This is a genomic window from Halomonas sp. DP8Y7-3, from assembly GCF_019801675.1.
Taxonomy (GTDB): domain Bacteria; phylum Pseudomonadota; class Gammaproteobacteria; order Pseudomonadales; family Halomonadaceae; genus Halomonas; species Halomonas litopenaei_A.
Window position 1 is genome coordinate 19314 of record NZ_JAHVIO010000004.1, and the last position, 21551, is coordinate 40864.

Annotated in this window: 18 protein-coding genes; 9 read left to right on the forward strand and 9 right to left on the reverse strand. The window is 62.9% G+C overall.

Annotated features, from left to right (window positions below; translation table 11 throughout):
* The first annotated feature begins 851 nt into the window (after positions 1 to 851).
* From pcnB to KUV86_RS05315, 5 genes are all read left to right on the forward strand, one after another.
* Positions 852 to 2255 carry a polynucleotide adenylyltransferase PcnB gene (gene pcnB / locus KUV86_RS05295; RefSeq protein WP_222483935.1) on the forward strand — a complete coding sequence of 468 codons (1404 nt, stop codon included), beginning with the start codon at positions 852 to 854 and terminating at the stop codon, positions 2253 to 2255.
* Between the two features lie 5 nt (positions 2256 to 2260).
* Positions 2261 to 2779: a 2-amino-4-hydroxy-6-hydroxymethyldihydropteridine diphosphokinase gene (folK, locus tag KUV86_RS05300; protein WP_222483936.1), complete on the forward strand. Its 519-nt coding sequence runs from the start codon at positions 2261 to 2263 to the stop codon at positions 2777 to 2779.
* A gap of 171 nt (positions 2780 to 2950) precedes the next feature.
* The gene (gene panB, locus KUV86_RS05305; protein ID WP_206943900.1) at positions 2951 to 3742 is read left to right on the forward strand and encodes a 3-methyl-2-oxobutanoate hydroxymethyltransferase; all 792 of its coding nucleotides are present in this window, start codon (positions 2951 to 2953) and stop codon (positions 3740 to 3742) included.
* Positions 3743 to 3751: 9 nt separating this feature from the next.
* Positions 3752 to 4600 carry a pantoate--beta-alanine ligase gene (gene panC / locus KUV86_RS05310; RefSeq protein WP_206943898.1) on the forward strand — a complete coding sequence of 283 codons (849 nt, stop codon included), beginning with the start codon at positions 3752 to 3754 and terminating at the stop codon, positions 4598 to 4600.
* A gap of 8 nt (positions 4601 to 4608) precedes the next feature.
* Positions 4609 to 4983 carry a translation initiation factor Sui1 gene (locus KUV86_RS05315; RefSeq protein WP_222238941.1) on the forward strand — a complete coding sequence of 125 codons (375 nt, stop codon included), beginning with the start codon at positions 4609 to 4611 and terminating at the stop codon, positions 4981 to 4983.
* A gap of 163 nt (positions 4984 to 5146) precedes the next feature.
* On the opposite strand, the gene KUV86_RS05320 is transcribed toward KUV86_RS05315, so the two are convergent.
* Positions 5147 to 6016 carry an NAD-dependent protein deacetylase gene (locus KUV86_RS05320; protein ID WP_222162477.1) on the reverse strand — a complete coding sequence of 290 codons (870 nt, stop codon included), beginning with the start codon at positions 6014 to 6016 and terminating at the stop codon, positions 5147 to 5149.
* 142 nt (positions 6017 to 6158) lie between these two features.
* Here KUV86_RS05320 and KUV86_RS05325 point away from each other — a divergent pair, with 142 nt between their 5' ends.
* Entirely contained in the window at positions 6159 to 7076 is a 918-nt protein-coding gene (locus tag KUV86_RS05325) for a nuclease-related domain-containing protein (protein WP_222483937.1), read from the forward strand.
* An 11-nt stretch (positions 7077 to 7087) separates the two neighbouring features.
* Here the strand turns inward: KUV86_RS05325 and KUV86_RS05330 are convergent, their stop codons facing one another.
* On the reverse strand, positions 7088 to 7924 hold the full coding sequence (locus KUV86_RS05330) for a ribonuclease T2 family protein (RefSeq protein ID WP_222483938.1): 837 nt from the start codon (positions 7922 to 7924) through the stop codon (positions 7088 to 7090).
* Between the two features lie 97 nt (positions 7925 to 8021).
* Here KUV86_RS05330 and KUV86_RS05335 point away from each other — a divergent pair, with 97 nt between their 5' ends.
* Positions 8022 to 8801: a RimK family alpha-L-glutamate ligase gene (locus tag KUV86_RS05335; protein ID WP_206943889.1), complete on the forward strand. Its 780-nt coding sequence runs from the start codon at positions 8022 to 8024 to the stop codon at positions 8799 to 8801.
* A 38-nt stretch (positions 8802 to 8839) separates the two neighbouring features.
* Here the strand turns inward: KUV86_RS05335 and KUV86_RS05340 are convergent, their stop codons facing one another.
* The 6 genes from KUV86_RS05340 to KUV86_RS05365 all read right to left on the reverse strand — a co-directional run bounded on the left by KUV86_RS05340 (position 8840) and on the right by KUV86_RS05365 (position 16649).
* On the reverse strand, positions 8840 to 10555 hold the full coding sequence (locus KUV86_RS05340) for a BCCT family transporter (RefSeq protein WP_222483939.1): 1716 nt from the start codon (positions 10553 to 10555) through the stop codon (positions 8840 to 8842).
* Positions 10556 to 10704: 149 nt separating this feature from the next.
* Positions 10705 to 12042: a deoxyguanosinetriphosphate triphosphohydrolase gene (locus KUV86_RS05345; RefSeq protein WP_222238945.1), complete on the reverse strand. Its 1338-nt coding sequence runs from the start codon at positions 12040 to 12042 to the stop codon at positions 10705 to 10707.
* Between the two features lie 123 nt (positions 12043 to 12165).
* Positions 12166 to 13662: a tripartite tricarboxylate transporter permease gene (locus KUV86_RS05350; protein ID WP_206943883.1), complete on the reverse strand. Its 1497-nt coding sequence runs from the start codon at positions 13660 to 13662 to the stop codon at positions 12166 to 12168.
* A 1-nt stretch (position 13663) separates the two neighbouring features.
* Positions 13664 to 14149 (reverse strand): tripartite tricarboxylate transporter TctB family protein, encoded by a 486-nt coding sequence (locus KUV86_RS05355; RefSeq protein ID WP_222483940.1) that lies wholly within the window; start codon positions 14147 to 14149, stop codon positions 13664 to 13666.
* Positions 14146 to 15132 (reverse strand): Bug family tripartite tricarboxylate transporter substrate binding protein, encoded by a 987-nt coding sequence (locus tag KUV86_RS05360; protein ID WP_206943879.1) that lies wholly within the window; start codon positions 15130 to 15132, stop codon positions 14146 to 14148. The genes KUV86_RS05355 and KUV86_RS05360 overlap by 4 nt, the downstream gene beginning before the upstream one ends.
* A 302-nt stretch (positions 15133 to 15434) precedes the next feature.
* Positions 15435 to 16649 carry a CaiB/BaiF CoA transferase family protein gene (locus KUV86_RS05365; RefSeq protein WP_222483941.1) on the reverse strand — a complete coding sequence of 405 codons (1215 nt, stop codon included), beginning with the start codon at positions 16647 to 16649 and terminating at the stop codon, positions 15435 to 15437.
* 325 nt (positions 16650 to 16974) lie between these two features.
* Between KUV86_RS05365 and KUV86_RS05370 the strand changes: the two genes are divergently transcribed.
* Positions 16975 to 18558 (forward strand): peptide MFS transporter, encoded by a 1584-nt coding sequence (locus KUV86_RS05370; protein WP_222483942.1) that lies wholly within the window; start codon positions 16975 to 16977, stop codon positions 18556 to 18558.
* Positions 18559 to 18560: 2 nt separating this feature from the next.
* Positions 18561 to 20378, forward strand: coding sequence for an aminopeptidase P family protein (locus KUV86_RS05375; protein ID WP_222483943.1), 1818 nt, complete (start codon positions 18561 to 18563; stop codon positions 20376 to 20378).
* Between the two features lie 108 nt (positions 20379 to 20486).
* Here KUV86_RS05375 and KUV86_RS05380 read toward each other — a convergent pair whose 3' ends face one another.
* Complete coding sequence (locus KUV86_RS05380) at positions 20487 to 21458, reverse strand: hypothetical protein (RefSeq protein WP_222483949.1); 972 nt, start codon at positions 21456 to 21458, stop codon at positions 20487 to 20489.
* Positions 21459 to 21551 lie beyond the last annotated feature (93 nt).

Sequence of the window (21551 nt, forward strand, 5' to 3'; positions counted from 1 at the left end):
TAGGCCCTGCACGCCAGCTACCTCTTGATGCACCGGTTGTTACCATCCAACCCAAAAGAGTGCGCCAAAATGGGTAGCCCGAGGTAACACAAACAACCCGGCGGCTTGCCTCGAACCAACTACAAAGAGACAAGCCGCTGTTTAAAAAGAAAAAAATCAAAGTAGGCACGACAACTGCAGTAAGTCTGGGCAAGAACAACAAATTCCGGCGATCGTGGACAGCCAACAACAACAATCTGTCAGAACACGATCAGATCCGCCGCCCTAACAACAACAACGCTTCATGATGAAGCAGGCGGATTGGGCACTAGGCGACGCGGCCCCACAACAAGAACAACACGGGACCAGCGCAGCGCACATTCGTCGAACAACAACAATACGACGAAGCCCGGAGTACCAGGACGCGACGCGCCACAGACGACCGACCAACAAAAGCAACAAGGTCGTCAGAGCGCACTCTCGGCAACAATGACAATAAGCCGAGGGGAGGCATCATATGCCGTCGTGGTTGGATTATTGTTTTGAATACGAGGCGGTCGCCGTCAGGAGCGCCAATAACAACAATATCATTGCTTGCCTGAACCTCCTTGGTGACTGTGGTGCGTATTCAAGGCGATGCGCCATCACGAAGAAGAATCAGCAGCACGGACGCTGCATCCTGCTTTGATGGGGAGGCCCTTGGCCTCCCCTTCTGCTATCCGGCAATCACCACCGTCATGCCTGCTGGGCAGCCCACTTCGGCGCCAGCCCCTTATGGCTGACTCATGACGTTGAGGCGACCGCGCTTTGCAAGGCAGAAAGCGTCCGCTACACTCAACACCTTTCAGACCCCCGCGAGTCCATATCGCCGCATGATCAAAGGATTTACCCGCTTTCTGCAGAGCCCAGGAGAACACTTGAAGTCCCTGTTTGGAGCTCAGGAAGCCGTCGCAGGACCGCCGATGCCACGCGTACTCACTCGTGACGAACACCCCGTGTCCCGTCGCCAGTTCAGCGAAGCCTCCCTCAAGGTACTGTACCGGTTGCACAACGCAGGCTATGAAGCCTACCTGGTAGGTGGCTGTCTGCGTGACTCCTTGTTGGGCATCGACCCCAAGGACTTCGACGTCGCCACCGATGCCACTCCCGAGCAGGTGAAGCAGCTGTTTCGCAACTCACGCATCATCGGACGCCGCTTTCGCATCGTGCATGTGCGATTTGGCCGTGAGGTCATCGAAGTCACCACGTTCCGTGGCAAGCCGCGTGATGACCATGGCGACCACCTCGCCTCACAATCCGATGATGGTCTGCTGTTGCGCGATAATGTGTGGGGCAATATCGAGGAAGACGCCCTGCGCCGCGACTTCACCGTGAACGCGCTGTACTACAACATTGCCGACTTCACGCTGCATGACTTTGCCGGCGGCGTCGATGACATCGCCTCGCGCACGCTGCGCCTGATTGGCGACCCCGAAACACGCTACCGTGAAGATCCGGTGCGCATGCTGCGCGCCATTCGCTTCGCGGCAAAGCTCGACTTCGATATCGCGCCGGACACCGAAGCGCCCATCGCCGAGATGGCACCGCTGTTGCTGCAGATTCCGCCCGCGCGCCTGTTCGACGAGATCTTGAAGCTGTTCCTCTCAGGAGAGGGGCTCGCTACCTTCCGGCTACTTCGAGATTACGGCCTGTTCGCCATGCTGTTCCCCGAGGCCGATGAGTGCATGGAAGAGCTGCCTTGGGCTGAGGCGCTGATCGAACAGGCACTGGAAAGTACCGACCGCCGCATTCGCGATGACCGTCCCGTCACGCCCGCCTTCCTGCTCGCTGCCTTTATGTGGGGGCCGGTTCACTGCCGCCAGCGAGACCTTGAAGCCGAAGGCATGCCGCCCGTGCCCGCCTTGCAGGCCGCTGCCCAGCAAGTCATCAGCCGCGAGCTTCAGCATGTGTCCCTGCCCAAGCGCTTCAGCATGCCCATGCGAGACATCTGGGATCTGCAGCAACGGCTGCCCATGCGTCGCGGCAAGCGTGCCTTTCAGACCCGCGACCACCCACGCTTTCGTGCGGCCTACGACTTCCTGCTGCTGCGCGAGGCCGCGGGTGAGATCGCACCGGGCCTGGGTGACTGGTGGACGGCCTTCCAGGAGGCCGACGAGCACGAACAACGCCGACTGCTTGGCAAGGTGGGAGCCGACCCTGCTGGCACCGCAGCACCGCGCAAGCGCAGACGTCGCCGTCGCAAGCCGCGCAGCACCCCGCCTTCTTCGGATGAGTGAGCCCGATGGCAGCACGCTTCATCGCTCATATCGGCCTCGGCAGCAACCTGGAAAACCCGCGCAGGCAGGTTGAGACAGCACTGGCTGAACTCGACGGCCTGCCGCTTACCCGGCGCGTGGCGGCCTCGCGCCTGTACGCCAGCCGGCCTGTCGGCCCCCAGGATCAGCCGGATTTCGTCAACGCCGTTGCTACGCTTGAGACCGCGCTGTCGCCGCTGGCACTGCTGGATCAACTGCAAGCGCTGGAACAGCGCCATCGACGCAGAAGAGAGCGCCACTGGGGGCCTCGCACGCTGGACCTGGATCTATTGTGGATGGCGAACATCACGCTTGCCCTCCCGCGGCTGACATTGCCCCACCCAGAGCTCGCCCACCGTGCCTTTGTCGTCCTGCCGCTGGCCGAACTCGATCCCGCGCTGTCCCTGGCAGATGGGCGGGCCCTCGACAGCCTTGCTCAGCAGATGGAGGAGGCTCTGCACCGCGGCGACCTGCAACTGCTGACGGCTTCACCGGTAGACGGTTGACGCCGGTTCACCAAGACACAGGTGAAGCCGGTTCACAAAGACACAGTTGAAGACTCTCCCCCGCTTGGTCAATGTTACCTATCGACACAGATTCACCCATCGGTAACAATCCGCGGTAATCACTCAGGGGCGGCCACGATGCACGCCCTGTTGCCAACACGAGAACACGCCATGACTTCTGTCACCCTGAGCTCGCTGAAGGCTCGCAAGCGCGCCGGTGAACCCTTCAGCTGCCTGACCGCCTACGATGCGTCCTTCGCCGCCAGCGCCGGCCGCGCCGGTATCGACGTGCTGCTGGTCGGGGATTCCCTGGGCATGGTACTGCAGGGACACGACAGTACCCTGCCCGTCACCATGGACGACATCCTCTACCACACTCGCTGCGTCGCACGCGGCAAGGGTGACAGCCTGCTGATGGTCGACCTACCGTTCATGGGCAATCCGAGCCGCGAGCGCCTGCTCGACAATGCCGCCGCGCTGATGCGCGCCGGTGCAGAGCTGGTCAAGGTCGAGGGCGAGGGTTGGATGGCGGACGATATCCGCGAGCTGACCCGACGTGGCGTGCCGGTATGCGCCCATCTCGGCCTCACTCCGCAAACCGTGCACCAACTGGGCGGGTACAAGGTTCAAGGCCGCGAAGCAGAAGCCGCCACCCGTATTCTGGAAGACGCGCGTCTGTTGGTCGACGCCGGCGCTTCCGTCATTCTGCTCGAATGCGTGCCAGCCAGCCTGGGCCGCGCGGTCAGCGAGGCCCTGGAGGTCCCGGTTATCGGTATAGGCGCGGGCCCAGACACCGACGGCCAGATCCTGGTGATGCACGATATCCTCGGGGTCACTCACGGGCGCACGCCGCGCTTCGTCAAGAACTTCCTGGCCGAGGCTGAAGATATCGAGGGTGCCTTCCGGCGCTACCACGAAGCGGTGCTCAGCCGCGAATTCCCCGCTGCAGAGCACTGTTTCTAGGAGAGTAGCATGCACGTCCACCCCGCCATCGCGGACCTGCGCGAGGCGCTGCGACCTCATCGCTTGGCCGGTGCCAGAATCGGCCTGGTACCGACCATGGGCAACCTGCATCAAGGCCACCTGGCCCTGGTCGAGGCAGCGCGAGAGCGCTGTGACCTGGTCGTCGCCTCGATCTTCGTCAACCCGCTGCAGTTCGGCCCGAGTGAGGACCTGGACAACTACCCGCGCACCATGGAAGCCGATCTGGCCAAGCTGGAAGCGGCGGGCTGCGATATGGTGTTCACCCCGACGCCGGCGATCATGTATCCCGAGGGACTCGAAGGCCAGACGCTGGTTCGCGTACCCGGGGTCAGCGAAGGTCTGTGCGGAGGTTCCCGCCCCGGGCACTTCGACGGCGTATCGACCGTGGTCAGCATGCTGTTTCACATCGTCCAGCCCGATGTCGCCTGCTTCGGCGAGAAGGATTATCAGCAGCTCGCGGTGATCCAGCGCATGGTTAGCGATCTCCACCTGCCCATCGAGATTGTCGCCGTCCCCACCGTACGCGAGGCGTCGGGCCTCGCGATGTCTTCGCGAAATGGTTATCTCAGCGCTGCCGAGCACGCCACCGCGGCTGAGCTGCAGGGCACTCTGGTGCAGCTGAAACAGGCGCTGCAGCAGGGCGAAGACGTCGCTCGCACCCTGCAACACGGCAAGACTCGCCTTGAGTCACTGGGCTTCAGGCCCGACTATCTGGAGCTACGCCGTCGTGATCTGGGTCACGTGGCTGCCGATACCCGCGAGGCCGTTCTGCTGGTGGCCGCTCGGCTCGGCGCCACACGCTTGATCGACAACCTGTTTGTGACACTGCCGCGCTAGGAGTCCATATGCCATCGCTCAAGGACCAACTTGGATCGCTCGTCTATTCCACCGAGCACGGTGATATCTGTCCCCAGTGTCGAGCGCCCAAGGAGGCTTGCCGCTGTGATGAGATCGCTGACCAGGCACGCCTTGAAGAGCTGGACGGGATCGTGCGCATCCGCCGGGAAACCAGCGGTCGCAAGGGCAAGGGCGTCACCACCATCAGCGGTGTGCCACTGGCCGAAAAGGAACTGAAGGCACTGGCCAAGGAGCTGAAGAAGCGCTGCGGTACCGGGGGCGCCCTGAAGGATGGCATCATCGAGATCCAGGGCGATCATCGTCAGGTGCTGAAGGAAGCCCTCGAGAAAAAAGGCTTCAAGGTCAAGCTGGCCGGTGGCTAAGGGCCCCTGGCGCGCGGCGAGAGGTAGCCGCGAGCAGAGGCAGAAAGAGGTGGCAGCCTGGGCGCCCCTCTGACGATGCACCACGCTGCTGGCGACAGCCCTGATAGCCTAAGCCCTGATAGCCTGAGCCCTGGTGACCACAGCCCTGAAAACCAGACCGCGGCTAGCCAGAACCCAGCTGGCTTGCCAATGCCGGCAATACCTGATCGACGGCCCCATCAAGCTTCAGGGTAAACAGGTCATCGGCACGGGTCTTGCCCAGGTTGATGCAGGCGACGGGCTTTCCGGCCTTGACGCTCTCGCGCACGAAGCGAAAACCAGAAAACACCATCAGCGACGACCCCACCACCAGCAAGGCGTCGCTGTCATCGAGCAGGGCACGGGCGTCAGCCACAACAGCCGCAGGCACATTGTCACCGAAGAACACGACGTCTGGCTTCCAGATACCGTCACCGCAGCGCCCACAGGCAGGCACATCGAAGCGTGAAAAGTCGGCTTCCAGATCCGCATCTCCGTCAGGGGCGGCCGCGATCCCGGAGTGGTCGAAGGTCCAGTCAGGGTTACGGCGCGCCAGCTCAGTATGCAGTGCATGCCGCATCTGGCGGGCACCACACTGCATGCAGACTACCTGATCGGCGCGGCCATGCAGGTCGATCACACGCCGGGAGCCACTGCGCTGATGCAGGCCATCGACGTTCTGGGTGATGATGCCGGACACCTTGCCGAGCCGCTCCAGTTCGGCCAGGGCACGATGGGCGAGGTTAGGCTTGGCGTCGTTGAGCACGCGAAAACCGATCAGCGCCCGCGCCCAGTACCGCTGCCTTGCACCATGGTGGGCCATGAAGTCACGATGATCGATCGGCGGGGAGCGTTTCCAGTCCCCCTTGGCATCGCGATAGTCGGGGATCCCGCTGGGCGTGCTGATACCCGCACCACTGAGCACGGCAATGCGCCGATGACGGTGACAGAAGTCGACCAGGGCGCTGGGTGATAAAGCTGCTGGCAGCAATGTCGGGCGGATAGCGTCCGGCATGATGGCTCCTCATCAGAGACAACAAAGGCCGGATCTGCCTGGCTATCCGGCGCCACCAGTTTACATGTCCAAGGGTCGCATGGCCCGGATGCCCCTTCATTGTCTACAATGGACAACATTCTGCTACGGGCAAGGAGTGCCGATGGCCTGGCTGGATTACCTGCTGCCACTGTTCTTTCTGTTTCCACTGGCGGCCGCCGCGACGGTGGTGGTGGCACTGCGCAGCTTGCACGATCCGCGCGTGCATTCCCCGTTTGATGCACACCCCCTGCGAGAGCCAGGGCAGCTGCTGCGCGATCGCCTCGACAGAGCCTTCGCCAGTCTATTCTTGAATGCGGCCCTGGGGCCGGTGCTGGTGCTGACTCCGCTCGTCTACGGCATGGGCCGCATGCTGTTTTCACGCCACCAGAACTGGCTGGAATGGGCCTTCTACGGCGTGCTGTGCACCCTGCTTGCCATCGTATTCAGTTTCCGTTTGATGCGTGACTATCAACGCATTCGCCGGATCAAGCTCGGTCTGGCGTGTGAACTGGCGGTCGGGCAGGAGCTGGAACGCCTTATCCGGCCTGAAGCTCACCCCTTTTTCGTCTTCCATGATGTGCCGGCCGACACCTTTCTGATCGACCATATCGCGATCACTCCCTACGGCGTCTTCGTGGTCGAGACGCGCGCACGTACGCCGGGTATCAGTCCATCGGGCGACGTTCAGGATACCGTCGTGGTAGAGCACGAGCGCCTGCGCTTTCCCGGCTGGCTAGAGCGCCGTCCGCAGCGCAAGGCTCGGCAAGCCACGCGCTGGGTGGCATCCTGGCTGTGCCGTGAGCTGGGACAGCCCGTGCCGGTACAGGGGATCCTGGCGCTGCCAGGCTGGAAGATCGAGCGTGAAGTGAGCGCAGATGACCTCCAGGTCGTCAGCGGCGAAGGCCTGGCAGCCCATCTGACCGACGCCCGCCCCGCTAACACGGCCATGGACCCCGTCCTCCACGACCGGGTGATCGATGTCCTCCAGAAACGTGCCCTGACGCGAGAGCTGAGCCATCTGGAGGGCCCCTCTGTCTAACCGGAGCAACGCTAGCTGTTGCGGCGCAGCTCGATGCGGGTCGGACAGCGCCCGAAGGCCACCGACGCGAGGCTGTGCCGGGCAGGGAAGTCGTCGACGTGCTCGGCTTCGATGCCGACGCGTATTTCCGTCAGCAGGCGATTGCCTGGCCCACCACACACCAGCGCCAGTGCACGGCCGCTCCCCCGACCAAAGCTTTCCTCGAAGGCAGCGATCAGATCGCGGCGTGCCACGGTACGTCCTCGCTGTGCTCGCACGAATGCTCCCAGCGCACTGCCGTTGACGATCTCCACCAGGGCCAGCGAGCCATCAAAGTACTGGTCATCCGTCATCCCCATGCAGGCCCCGTGCTTGGCGTATTCGTAGCGATCCAGACAGCTGGCACTACCAGGCATGGCGGCCGTCAGCTCCTGCTCCAGGGCACTGTCGGACAGTGAAATCGCGGGGCCCGCCTGACAGAAGTCTCCCGCCGGTCTCGGACGCTCGATGAAACACCCTTGCCGCTGCCATTCCTGCGTACTCAATCCCTGGGCGATCCAGCGATCTGGGCGAGACGGCCATAGCCCGTGCAAGACAAAGCCCTCATCGGTACCCGCCAGCAACGCGGGGTCACGACATTCCCGCGGCGGCTGACGACGGCTGCCGCAAAAGCCGGGATGCCAGGTCAAGGCCAGGACATAATGGTCAAAATGCGGTTGCTCCAGATCCAGCAGCGCTGCGCGCTGCTCCTCCGCGTCGTGGGCCTCGACCGTGCTCCCCAACATTGCCAGGGCCAAGGCCAGCGCCATGGCCAGGGACAGCGCCCAACGCTGACCTGGCTTGTCGGCCACCACCGTCGCGTAGGTCATCCGAGCTCCCCGCAGGCGACTTGCAAAGGCGCGCCACAGTTGGCAAGGTGCGCGCCCTCGATATTTCCACTCTGTTGTCTTTCTGGATAACTGTTTCATGAAGCTGATCACCTTTGATCCGTTACGGAGCCTGGGGATCTCGCAGGCGCGCTATATCAAGCCTGACCACATGGACGAGCACCGCCAGGAATTGGCGGAAGCTGACGCCCTGCTGTTCCCCGAGTACTGGCAGATCAACGCCCTGGCCTATGGCCTTGGCCAACGAGTCTTCCCTAGCCTGGCAACCTATCACCTGGGCCATGACAAGATAGAGCAGACGCGCGCCTTCCGCGCCTGCTGTCCGGAAGCGACGCCAGACACTGCCATCCTGGGCGTCAATTCCCAGGCGATACACGACGTGGAGGCACGCTTTGGCTACCCCTTTGTGGCCAAGCGGGTGCGCAGTGCCATGGGGCAGGGTGTGTGTCTGATTCGCTCTCGGCAAGCGCTGATCGACTATCTGTCCAGTGAGAACCTGCTCTACGCCCAACGCTATCTGCCGATCGACCGGGACCTGCGTATCGTGGTGGTAGGGAAGCGTATTCTGGCCGCCTACTGGCGCCAGAGTCCGCTGGATGACTTTCGCACCAATGTGGCGCAAGGTGGAGAAATCCGCCACGACCCAGTGCCCGATGCGGCGCTAGCGCTGGTAAAGCGCCTGTCGTCACGGCTGGGCATCGACCACGCGGGCTTCGACATTGCCATGGTCGAGGGGCGCCCCATGGTACTCGAATTCAACCGACTGTTCGGAAATCAGGGCATCGACGCGCCTGAAACCACCGTCCCAACCGCCATTCTCGAGCATCTGGGCGCCCCCTCACTGCCGCAGGCAGCCTGACGACGACCCTCGCAACAAGGGCCGCCGCGCCGCGTCCACTACAGGCGAGAAGGATGACTGCCGGGGTCACCCTCCACATGGGGACGATCATCATGGCTGACGCCATGATGTTCACCTTCCGGAAGCTCCCAGGTGCCTTCCTCGGTCCAGGGGTCATCCTCCGGGAACTCCTCGATATAGATTTCCTTGTCGGTATAGTCAGGCTGATAGCGCAGGTCGTAGTGCGCCGCTCGCACCGTCGAGATACACAGCAGCAGCGCCACCAGCAGCAACGGCACCCCACCCACGACGGATGCTGTCTGCAGGGTCTCCAGGCCTCCGATGAACATCAGTACCGCGGGCATGAACGACAGCGCGAAGGCCCAGAACAGTCGGTTCCATCGCATCGGCTCTTCATCGACCTCCTTCTGCACCACTGCTGCCAGGATGTAGGAAATGGAGTCGAAGGTGGTGGCCGTGAAGATCAGGGCCAGCAAGGTGAAGGCGAAAATCACCAGATAGCTCAGCGGCAGGGTCGACAGGGTGGCAAAGATGGCCGCCGTGGCGCTCTCTTCGTTGAGGATAGTGACCAGGTCCAGGGTGCCGGACAGGTGCAGGTAGAGGCCGTAGTTGCCCAGCACGATAAAGAACAGGGCACAGCCGAGGGAGCCGAAGAAGATCGATCCCGCTACCATGGAGCGAATGGTCCGCCCACGCGAGATGCGCGCAATGAACAGCCCCACGCTGGGCGCAAACACCAGCCACCAGGCCCAGTAGAAGATGGTCCAGTCCTGGGGGAAGTGAGTGGACTGGAAATTCTCGAATCGCGCAAAGGGCTCGGTCCAGGTGCCCATGTGCACCAGGTTGCTGAGAACCCGCCCCAAGGCGTCCAATCCGGTGCTGGCCATGAACTCGGTGGGCCCCACGACGAAAACGAAGACCAGCAGCCCGGTGGCCAACCAGAAGTTGATGTCGGAGAGCACCTTGATCCCCTTCTTGAGCCCCACAAAGGCGCTGTAGCCAAAGATCGCGGTGCACAGCATCAGCACGAAGATTCGCGCGGCCAGGGTCTTGGGCACACCAAACAGCTCATACAGCCCTTCATTGATCAGCGGGGCCGCCAAGCCCAGCGTGGTGGCCCCGCCGCCGAGCATGCCAAACACGAACAGCACATCGATCAGTTTGCCTGGCCAGCGATGGGCGCGACTCTCACCCAGCACGGGCATCAGGGCCTCGCTGATCTTGAGCACGCTGTGATTACGCACATAGTAGAAGTAGGCGATCGGGATGGCCGGAATCAGATAGATTGACCACGCCACCGGGCCCCAGTGAAAAATGCCGTAGGCCGCCGCCCACCGAGCGGCATCTGGCGACAGAGGCTCGGCGTGAAACGGTGGCGCCTGGTAGTAGTAGATCCACTCGATCATCGACCAGTACAGGATCGAGGCTCCGATCCCTGCACAGAACAGCATCGCTGCCCAGGATACCGTCGAGAACTCGGGTTGTTCTTCAGGGTCCCCGAGCTTGATCTGCCCAATATCGCTGAACACGATAAACAGCATGAAGCCGCTCGCGCCCAGCCCGAGCGCCAGATAGAGCACGCCAAGTTCATTGGTGATGAAGTTCTTGGCTGCCAACACCCAGGTGGCGCCCTGCTCAGGGAAGATCACCAGGGGCACAGTGACGGCAAGAAGAAGAAACAGCGAACCGAAGAAGGTCGGTTTGTCGATCACGTCAAAGCCATGATCGCTCTGGGGGGGCGTCTGCGTTTTCACAAATCAATCCCTTGTTATGTTTTTCCCCCTCAGTATACGAGAAAACCGCGTGGCGCCACCGTGCCGATACTTCCAGTGGCCCACGCTACCTGCGCTTGCGTCAACGCCGCGGTGCCCTGCACCGACAGCAAGCCGCTCCGCAAGTCTGCCTAATCCCCGCGCAGCTTGCCGCCCATCTCCTGGGCCAGGTCTACCGCGTAGTGATCGGTCATGCCGCCGATAAAGTCCAGCATACGACGGTAGCTGTCATACAAGGACCAGGACGGCAGCGGCGTATTCTCGCCGATCAACGCCAGTACCCGCTGATGCTTGAAGCTCGAATGCCCGGTGTGATGCAGCTCATGCGCCGCACCGATAAAGGCCTCCAGCAGGATGCCCAACGTCGTGTAGGCGCCGATTTCCAGCTTGGCCTTGCGCGTGTTCTGGAAAATCCGCTTGCGCGCCAGCTGCTTGGCCAGCTTCACCCCCCAGTCAAGGTCCGGGTGGCACAGCTCCAACAGGTCTTGCTGCAGCGTGCCTGACAGCAGTTCCTGCTCGTGTTCGACGAAGACCTTGCCAACATCGGTGACGGCCCGCTCCATGGCCGCCCCCCGCAGCGCCGCGATACGGCGTCGCTGAGACACGCCATTGCGACACATCTCGGCATAGTCCGCTGGCTCTCCCCCGGCAATCTGGGTGAGAATTTCCGCCACCTCGTCAAAGTCCAGGATGTCCATCTCCACCCCGTCCTCGAGATCCAGCAAGGCGTAGCAGATGTCGTCTGCCGCCTCTACCAGCCAGGCCAGAGGATGACGGCACCAGCGATGCTCGCCCTGGGGGATCAGGCCCAGGTGCTCCGCCACCTGTGCCAGCGCGGGAAGCTCGCTCTGATAGCAGCCGAACTTGCCGGCCTGGCCACCGTGGGTCACTGTCCATGGGTACTTCAACAGCGTGCCCAGGGTCGCCGCGGTAAGGCGCATGCCACCACGAAACTGGTTGTATTCGATCTGGGTCACGATACGAAAGCCCTGAGCATTGCCTTCGTAGGTCAGCAGGTCTTCACGCTCCAGCGGCGTCAGCCCGTCGAGCAAGCCGCTGCCATTGTTCTCGGCACACTTGAACCAGTCACGGATGGCATACTCGCCGGCATGACCGAAGGGCGGGTTGCCGATGTCATGGCCCAGGCACGCCGCCTGGATGATGACGCCGAGATCCGCTGGGGTGATCCATGCAGGCAGGCGATCACGCAGCAGCTCGCCCACGCTCATGCCCAGCGAGCGGCCTACACAGCCAACCTCCAGCGAATGCGTCAGGCGGGTGTGAATATGATCGTTGTCGGTCAACGGGTGCACCTGGGTCTTGCGCCCCAGGCGACGGAAGGAACCCGCAAAGACAATCCGGTCATGGTCCTTGTGAAAGGGACTGCGCCCCACTTCATCGTGGGTGCTGCCACGTGGATCGTGCAATCGGACCGGATCCAGCAGGCGTTCCCAGTTCATGGTTTTCATGGCGGCTCCCTCCTTGTGAACCGCCATTCTGACACCAGCACCCTCATCAAGGCCACGCTCACCGAGAGCTCAGCCAATTTCCCAGGGCATACCGCCGCTCATCAGCCCTGGCGCCTTCCTGGCTTACTTGAGGCGGCGCCGGAGTAACATGGCGTAGACAGCCCCGGCGATGATCAACGTCACCGCGAAGACATAGATGCCGATGGAAATCCCGCTGTTCACCAGGATGCTCCAGTCGCCACCGCTGATCGACATGGCACGCCGCAGGTTGAACTCCATCTGACCGCCCAGCAGCAAGCCCAGCACCACCGGCACGGTCGGTATCTCCAGCTTGCGCAGGACATAGCCGAGCACCCCGAACGCCAGCATCATGTACAGATCGAAGGGACTATTGTTGAGCGAATAGACGCCCACGAAGGCGATCAGCACCACCATCGGCATCAGAAGCCAGCTGGGCGCCTGCAGCACACGAGCAAACAGTCCGACCAGCGGCACATTGAGGATCAGCAGCATGATGTTGCCGATAAACAGCGCCGCCACCAGCCCCCATACCATCTCCGGCTGCTGCGCGAACAGCAGCGGCCCCGGGGTGATGTTCATCGACAGCAGCAGCGCCAGCAGAATCGCCGTGGTGCCGCTTCCAGGAATCCCCAGCGACAGCATCGGAATCAACGCACCACCGGCAGCGGCATTGTTGCCGGCTTCCGGTGCGGCGACGCCGCGAGGGTCGCCGTTGCCGAAATCGCCTTTCGCCCCCAGCCAGCGCTTTTCCAGCATATAGGAGAGAAAGCTACCCAAGGAGGCACCGGCTCCGGGCAACACCCCCGACACGAAGCCGATCAGCGAGCCGCGTCCAATGCTGCCCTTGCAGGACAGCGACGACGTCATGCCCGGCCAAGCGGAACCCAGCTGGACGTGAGGCTTGTCGGCATCGTGGCGTTTTTCCAGAAACACCAGACACTCGGAGATCGCAAACAGGCCGACCAGCGCTACGATGAAATCGATGCCGTCATACAGTTCGAAGGTACCAAAGGTATATCTGGCGACGCTGGACACCGGATCGATGCCCACGGTGCCCAGCAACAGCCCCAGGCACGCAGCAATGAAACTCTTGGTGAAGCTACCGCTGGTCACGCCGCCGATGGTGGCAAACGCCAGCAGGAACAGCGCGAAGTATTCCGCTGGCCCAAACTTGATGGCCAGATCGACCAGCAGCGGGGCGAACAGAGTCAAGCCGATGGTGGCGATGGTTGCCCCTACGAAGGACGCCACCGCCGACAGCCCCAGGGCCTCACCACCGCGGCCTTTCAGCGCCATGGGATAGCCGTCGAGGGTCGTCATCATGGCCGGCTCGTCACCGGGAATATTGAGCACGATGGAGCTGATACGCCCCCCATACATGCAGCCGTAGTAGACGCTGACCAACAGGATCAGGGCCGCCGTGGGCTCCAGTCCGAAGTTGAACGCCAACGGGATCATCAGGGCCACCCCGTTGACCGGCCCGAGTCCCGGCAAGGCGCCGATCAGGGTGCCCACCGCACAACCGATCAGCGCCAGCAGCAGAAATTCCGGCTGAGTCGCGACCGCGAAGCCCTGGGCAAGAAACGCTAAGGTATCCATGTCAGGCAGCTCCCCACCAGGGTACGTTCGGCAACGGCATGCCGAGGCCAAACTCGAACAGCACATAGAGCCCCACCGCCAGTCCGGTCCCGGCCACCATGGCCTGCTGCCAACGGGCACCAAACAGCCGCGTCAGCAGGACGGCACCGACCAGCGTGGCAGGCAGGAAGCCCAGCGCTTCCAGCACGCCCGCATAGGCAGCCAGCAACAGCAACACTGCCAGCTGACGTGCAAGCCCAGCACGGTCCGGCCAGCGCTCGTTAAAGCCCGGCCGAAACAGCAGATACGCCGACAATAGGCCTAGCGGCAGACTGACCAGCCGGGGGAAAGCCCCCGGCCCTACCGGCTGCATGAAGCCAGTGACGAAGCTGTGCGAATGCCACCAGGCGCCCAGCGCCAGCAGCAGCAACACCGCCCCCGCGATACGATCACCGACCGGTGCCGGCCGGCGATCATGATTCAGCTCGAGGTCATCGGTGTGACTCATTGAATAACCCCGATCTCCCGAGAGATCGCCTCGACCCGCTCGATGGACTCGACCACGAAGGAGGAGAACTCATCGCCACCGCGCCACAGCGGAACCAGGCCATTCTGGGCAGCGACCTCTTTCCATTGGTCGCTGGCGTACAGGGTTTCGAGGTCCTCTACCATGCTGGCATAGTCGTCGTCGGAGACGTCGCCACCGGTGTAGAAACCGCGCCAGTTATAGCCGGTCACGTCGTAACCCTGGCTGACGGCGGTGGGCAGCTGGTCGAAGGGCGCCGGCAGCGGATCTTCTGACAGCACCCCCAGCACACGCACGTCACCCGATTCGATGAAACCTGCCACTTCGCCCAGGTCTGTCGACACCACATCCACATGGTTGCCCATCATCTGGGTCACGGCGGGACCGCCACCATCGAACTGCACCCAACGCAGGGCGCCTACCTGGTCCCCAGGCAGCCCCGCTGCCTTGGCCAGCATCAAGGCCCGGATGTGGTCCCATCCACCCGCACCGCTGGAGCCGGCTACCGCCACAGAAGAGGGGTCCGCCACGATGGCCTCGAGCAGTTGTTCGAGGCTTTCGTATTCGCTTTCGTCATCGACCAGGATGACCCCGACATCGGTACCCAGCATCGCCAGCCAGCGCATGGTCTCGGCACCGCCGGGATAGCGGCCCTGGGCAATCTGAGTCATGCCCACCGTGCTGGTCGCCACCATCAAATCACTGTCATCGGCGCGCTTGGCCGCCACATTCGAGAAGGCCACGGCACCGACACCGCCCGGCATGTTGGTGACTTGTACCGTGCCGTCCGTCAGTTCGAGGTCGGTCAGCAACTTGCCGACACTACGACAGGTAAAGTCCCAGCCACCGCCGGGGTCTGCCGGGGCAATGCACTCATCGATGGGCACGGCGTTGACGGTCGAGGACAGACCAAGACCCAGCGCGAGCAGCGGCAGTCCAATACGAGGCTTGAGCGAGAATGGCATGAGCAGGGCTCCTTGCAGCATTTGTTGATTATTGGGGTATGTCGTGTTGTGGTGGCCACCGCCACCGGTGTCAGCGTTGCTTGCGGTGAAGCGACAGGTACCTGGGTCGCTGCTGTCCTCCCATCACCTGGACAGCTGTTGCGGATGACCGCTACCGAGCGGATCGGCATCTTCTACACGGCAGCGTGTTGACTTGCGCGTGTTCTTGCGCGTTTTTCCTATAGCGCCTTTCCTTTTCGCGCTCGCCTGCCGACGGCCCCGATCATGCCGACGGCCCCGATCATGGCGACTCCGTGGCCAGGCTAGACAACGCCACGACGGCGCAGGTCTTCGCACTGTGTTGCGTCAAAACCCAGCTCCGCCAGCACCTCGGCAGTATGCTCGCCCAGTTTAGGGGCCGGGCGCTGCAGCGCGGCCGGAGCCTCACGCATCTTGATCGGGAAGCCGGTCGTTGCGATCGTTCCCGCCTCGCCCTGATCCAGCTCCAGGCGCATCTGCTGATCCAGAATCTGAGGGTCGGAGAAGGTCTCGCGAAGATCTTGAACGCGACCGCAGGGCACTCCTGCAGCATTGAGATGATCAATCCACTCCGCCACGCTGCGCTGTCGCGTGACTTCATTGAGTATCTCGCGAAGGGCGTCGCGATTGGCCATGCGCTGGCGGTTGTCGGCAAAGCGGGGCTGCTCGAGCAGCGCATGCTGTCCCAGGGCTTCCAGCAGCCTGCGCACCATCACTTCACTGCTGGGGGCGATGGCCACCTCGCCATCGGCAGCCTCGAACAGTCCGTAGGGGTAGAGCATCGGGTGATCATTGCCGGTCCGCGTCGGGACCTTGCCCGTGGCAAAGAACTCCGCCGCCAGATACCCCAGCATTGCCACCAGGCCATTGGTCAGCGCCGTTTCCAGAATCTCCCCTTGCCCGGTTCGCTCACGCCTTACCAGTGCGGCGCTGACACCGAAGGCCAAGTTGAGACTGGCGACCATGTCACTGATGGGGGGCGCCGCTCGCATTGGCTCGCCGCCCTCGGCACCATTGACGCCCATGAAGCCACTCATGGCCTGGGCCACAAAGTCATAGGCGGGCCGGTCACGGTAGGGTCCGGTGGAACCAAATCCATTGATACGGCCGACCACCAGCCGAGGAAAACGTGTCCTCAGGGTGTCATCATCAAGCCCCATCTTCGCCAGCACCCCTGGTCGGAAGTTCTCCACCAGGACATCGGCATCCGCGAGCAGGCGGTCAAGCACCTGACGCCCCTCAGCGGTGCGCAGGTTGAGGGTCATGGAGCGCTTGTTGCGGTTGAACTGGGCAAAGTAGGCGCTGAAGCCGTTGACCATGTTGCCCTGCTGGCGCACCACATCACCTTCGCCCGGTGTTTCCACCTTGATCACCTCTGCCCCGTGATCCCCCAGCATCTGGCTGGCAAAAGGGCCGGAGATCACGCGTGTCAGGTCGATGACCCTGATGCCAGCCAGGCTCCCTGACAATCGCGTACTGTCCTGCACGGGTGCTTCCATGACGCTCATCCTGTCCGTTCAGCGAAGGGGCTCTGCCGAGAAACATCGACATTTCGACAATATAGTGGCTGACCCCGCATGTTGGACATACGCCTTTTCGCTGAGATGACAGGGGGTACGCCGCCAGTCAGACCGCCTGGGGTATTTCCCTCGAGGGACGATTTCCCTAAAATTCGCTGCCTTTATGCTGATCTACAGCAATTTCTTACGACTATCGGCACATTATTGTGTCCATTGCTCGCAATCTTCCCGAATGCCCTCTCGACTCGAGGCGCTTGAAGTAGAGGCGTAAGCACGCCTTCCCACCCCGAAAAGGTCTGGTCTCATGCAATCCACCCACTCACCCGGCTCCCACGCCGACAAGGGGTTCTTTGGGCATCCACGCGCCCTTGGCCCGCTGTTTTTCACCGAGATGTGGGAGCGATTTTCGTTCTACGGCATCCGGCCGATGCTGGTACTGTTCATCGCCGCCTCCCTGTTTGACGGCGGTCTAGGCTTCGACGCCAAGACCGCCGCCGCCATCGTGGGCATCTATGGTGGCGCCATCTATCTTGCCGCGCTGCCCGGCGGCTGGCTGGCGGACAACTGGCTCGGCCAGCGCCGTGCCGTCTGGTACGGCTCCATCCTGATCGCCTTCGGCCACCTGTCCATCGCCCTGTCCGCCCTGTTCGGCGCGGTTGCCTTCTTTGTCGGGCTGATCTTCATCGTGCTGGGGACCGGCCTGTTCAAGACCTGCATCTCGGTGATGGTCGGCAGCCTCTATGACGAGAGCGATGTGCGCCGGGATGGAGGCTTTGCCATCTTCTACATGGGCATCAACATCGGCAGCCTGTTTGCCCCGCTGTTCACCGGACTGCTGATGGACTCCATGGGCTGGCATTGGGGCTTTGCCATGGGGGGCGTCGGCATGCTGATTGCCCTGCTGCTGTTTCGCCTGTGGGCGGTGCCCGCCATGCAACGTGCCGATGCCGAGCGTGGCCGGGCCTCCACCTGGGACGCTCCTGCCCAGCGACGCCGGCATGTGGGCGCCATCGTCAGCCTGTGTCTGGCCGCCCTTGCCGCCCTGGTCGCGCTGGTCGCCACTGGGGTGATCAGCATCGATGCCCGCGCCGTGGCAGAAGCCATGACCAGCGTCCTGATCGTGGCTGCGGTAGGGTTCTTTGCATACCTGATGCTGTTCTCCGGCCTTAACCGTGACGAGCGCATCCGTGTGACCATCTGCTTCGTGCTGATCGTGGCCGCGGCCTTCTTCTGGGCGGCCTTCGAGCAGCAGCCCACCTCTTACAACCTGTTCGCCGCTAACTACACCGACCGCAATGTGCTGGGCTGGGACATCCCCACCCTATGGTTCCAGTCCCTCAACCCGGTCTTCATCGTGCTGCTGGGCCCGGTGTTCGGCTGGCTGTGGCCGGCCCTCGGCCGCCGTCACCTTGAACCCGGCAGCCCCATGAAGTTCGTCCTGGGATTGCTGCTGGCAGCCATGGGCTTTGGCCTGATGGTGCTGGCTGCACAGCAGGTACTCAGTGGACCTGGGCTGGTCTCTCCCCTGTGGATCGTCAGCAGCATGCTGCTGTTGACCCTGGGCGAGCTGTGCCTGTCACCGGTGGGGCTGTCGACCATGTCAGGGCTCTCTCCCCAACGCACCCAAGGCCAGCTGATGGGGCTGTGGTTCACCGGTGTGGCGCTGGGCAACCTGGTGGCAGGACTGATCGGCGGCCACGTCAATGCTGAAGAAATCCAGCAGCTACCCGAGCTGTTCGGACGCTCGGCCATCGCCCTCGTCATCTTCGCCGCCGTGCTGCTGTTGCTCGTACCCGTGTTCAAGCGCATGCTGAAGCACCACCGCCTCATCGATCCGGCGTCCGCTCATCGCGCGGACGCTGAAGCTATCGTCAAAACAGGAGTCTGAGCATGTCCTCAACCAGCGCCGAGACCGCTCGCCAACGTCTCAGCGAACTGCGTGACGCGATGCGTCGCCATCAGGTAGACGCCTGGTGGTTACCCTCCAGCGATCCCCATAACAGCGAATACCTGCCCGAGCATTGGGCCGGGCGCGAGTGGCTTTCCGGCTTCGATGGCTCTGTCGGCACCCTGGTGGTGACCCAGGACGAGGCGGGGCTGTGGGTCGATAGCCGCTACTTTGTGCAGGCCGAGGCCCAGCTCGCTGGCAGCGGCATTGCCATGCAGAAGCTGACCCAGGGGCAGGCTGCCGCGCCGATGCAGTGGCTCAGTGAGCGGCTCGCCGCGGGCGACACGCTCGGCTATGACGCCCAGGTGGTATCGCTGGCACACGGCCGCCAGCTGGACGAACTGCTTGGCCAGCAGGGAGTGAACCTGCGTGGCGACAAGGACCTGCTCGACGAGATCTGGGCCGACCGTCCACGCCTGCCGCTGGAGCCCATCGAACCCCACGACCCGCGCTATCTCGATCAGACACGTGGTGAACGGCTGACCCATCTGCGCGAGGCCATGGCCGACCACGCCGCCGACTGGCACTTGATCTCGACCCTCGACGACATCGCCTGGCTGACCACCCTGCGTGGCTCGGACGTGGGCTTCAACCCCGTGTTTCTGGCCCACCTGCTGGTTGGCCGGGCGACAGCCACCCTGTTTGTCGCACCCGGCAAGCTGGACGTCGAACAGACTCAGGCGCTCGCCGAAGACGGTATCGAGGTCGCCGACTATGCTGACTGGGCAGCGCGCCTGGCGGCTCTGCCCCGGGACGAGACGGCACTGATCGATCCGGCTCGCGTGACCCTCGGCACCCGTCAGGCGTTGCCGGCGGAGATGAACGTGGTCGAGGCGTTTCAGCCCAGCACCCTGGCCAAGGGCATCAAGACGGATCATGAACTGGCGTTCGTGCGCCAGACCATGGAAGCAGATGGGGCAGCCCTGTGCCGTTTCTTTGCCTGGCTGGAGGAATGCCTGTCCCGCCAGGAACCGGTCAGCGAGCTCGATGTGGAAACCCGTCTGCGCGAACAGCGTGCCCAGCACGCTGACTTCGTCTGCGAAAGCTTCAACACCATTGCCGCCTTCAATGCCAACGGTGCCCTGCCCCACTACCGCGCCACCGCCGAGGCCTACTCGACGATAGAGGGTGACGGGCTACTGCTGATCGACTCCGGCGGCCAGTACCGTGGCGGCACGACCGACATCACCCGCATGGTACCGGTGGGCGAGGTGTCACGGGCGCAGCGCGAAGACTGCACCCTGGTGCTCAAGGGCATGATTGCGCTGTCCCGAGCGCGTTTTCCAGAGGGTATCGCCGCCTCGCGGCTAGACGCCCTGGCGCGGGCGCCGCTGTGGGCCACCGGGCGTGACTACGGTCACGGCACCGGCCATGGAGTAGGCTACTTCCTCAATGTGCATGAGGGCCCTCAGGTGATCAGTTCCGGCGCGTCCGTCGCCGAGCATACCGCCATGCGTGCGGGCATGATCACGTCCAACGAGCCTGGCGTATATCGGCCTGGCCAGTGGGGCGTGCGGATCGAGAACCTGGTAGCCAACCGCCCCGCTCCCGCGAGTGAGTTCGGTCACTTCCTGGAGTTCGAGACGCTGACCCTGTGTCCCATTGATAGCCGCTGCCTGGCTCCGCTGATGCTTGACCAGGCCGAGCTCGACTGGCTCAACGCCTATCATGCCGAGGTCCGCCGCCGGCTGGCACCTCTGCTCGATGGCCCGGCGCTGGCTTGGCTTGAGGCGCGCACCGAGCCTCTGACGCTGGCCTGATCGCAACCTCGCCGGCGATCACGCCGACAAGCTTAGCGTCAGAGCAAACCAAGAAGGGCTCCGCCATGGCGGAGCCCTTCTGTCGTTTCATGGCAGGCGACAACGTCCTTACAGGAAGGGGTTCTTGACCACCGGGATGAACATGAAGCGCAGATTCCAGTCGGCGTCCCACTCGTCACCGCGAATCACGCTGCGCTGAATCTCGGCGGCCAGGCGAACCGGCGTATTGCCCATGCGGATCACGTTGGAGTACCCCAGGCCAATCGGGAAATTGACCTTCTCTCCACTGTCCGCTTCCCAGTTGATCCGCACGTTGGGGGTCATGCCCACCAATTCGGTGCCACTGAGTCGATAGTTGAGAAAGTACTGAAGGTCGGTCTGGCTGGTGTGCTCCCGATCATCTTCACCGGCATAGGACCACCAATGCTGGGCCAGCAGGCCCATGTTCCAGCCACCAGGATTCGGCGCCAGGCGAGCAATCAGCGCCGCAGGACCGGCCTGGAATTTCCCTTGCCCCAGTACATCGTGCTCTGCGGTCGGGAAAATCTGCGTCATCCCCAGCCCCCAGATCACGCCATCGCTGCGAGCCGGGCCGGCCAAGGTGACCAGCGCCGTGTCACCGAGCCCCTCCGTCCTGCCCCGATGGGGGGCATTGCGACTCCATTCATCTGGGTCGATGTCCAGCGGACTGCCACCACGAGCCAAGGTCCCGAAGCTCTCGTCCATGGGCGAGGAGTTGTACTGGAAGACGGGGCGCACCACCAGGTTCCAGTTATCCTCGGCCAGCTCGAACGGGAAGGACATGACGGGCTGGAACTTGAAGGAGTTCGACCAGCGACCATCGAAGTCATCACCATCGAGATGGGTGTAGTCGTTCTGCATCCACAGCATCCAGGCGGAGCCGACCGGGTTGGTGGTCTCCTTGGCAATGGCGGCGAGGTCATCACCAGCAGCTGGGGCCTGCTCGCTGTGAGCGGGGACCGTGACCGGACGGCCGGAATCCTGGGCGTAAGCGCCCGTCGCCAAGACACAGAAACACAAGCTCAGCAGGCTAAACCTGCCAATACGCGAAAAAGACATGGGAAAGACCCTCTCAGAAGCGCAGCAGCACTGCTGAAGCTGCAAACGTGGTGACAAGAGCGTGGCGGCTCAAACAATGTTTGGAGAGAATAT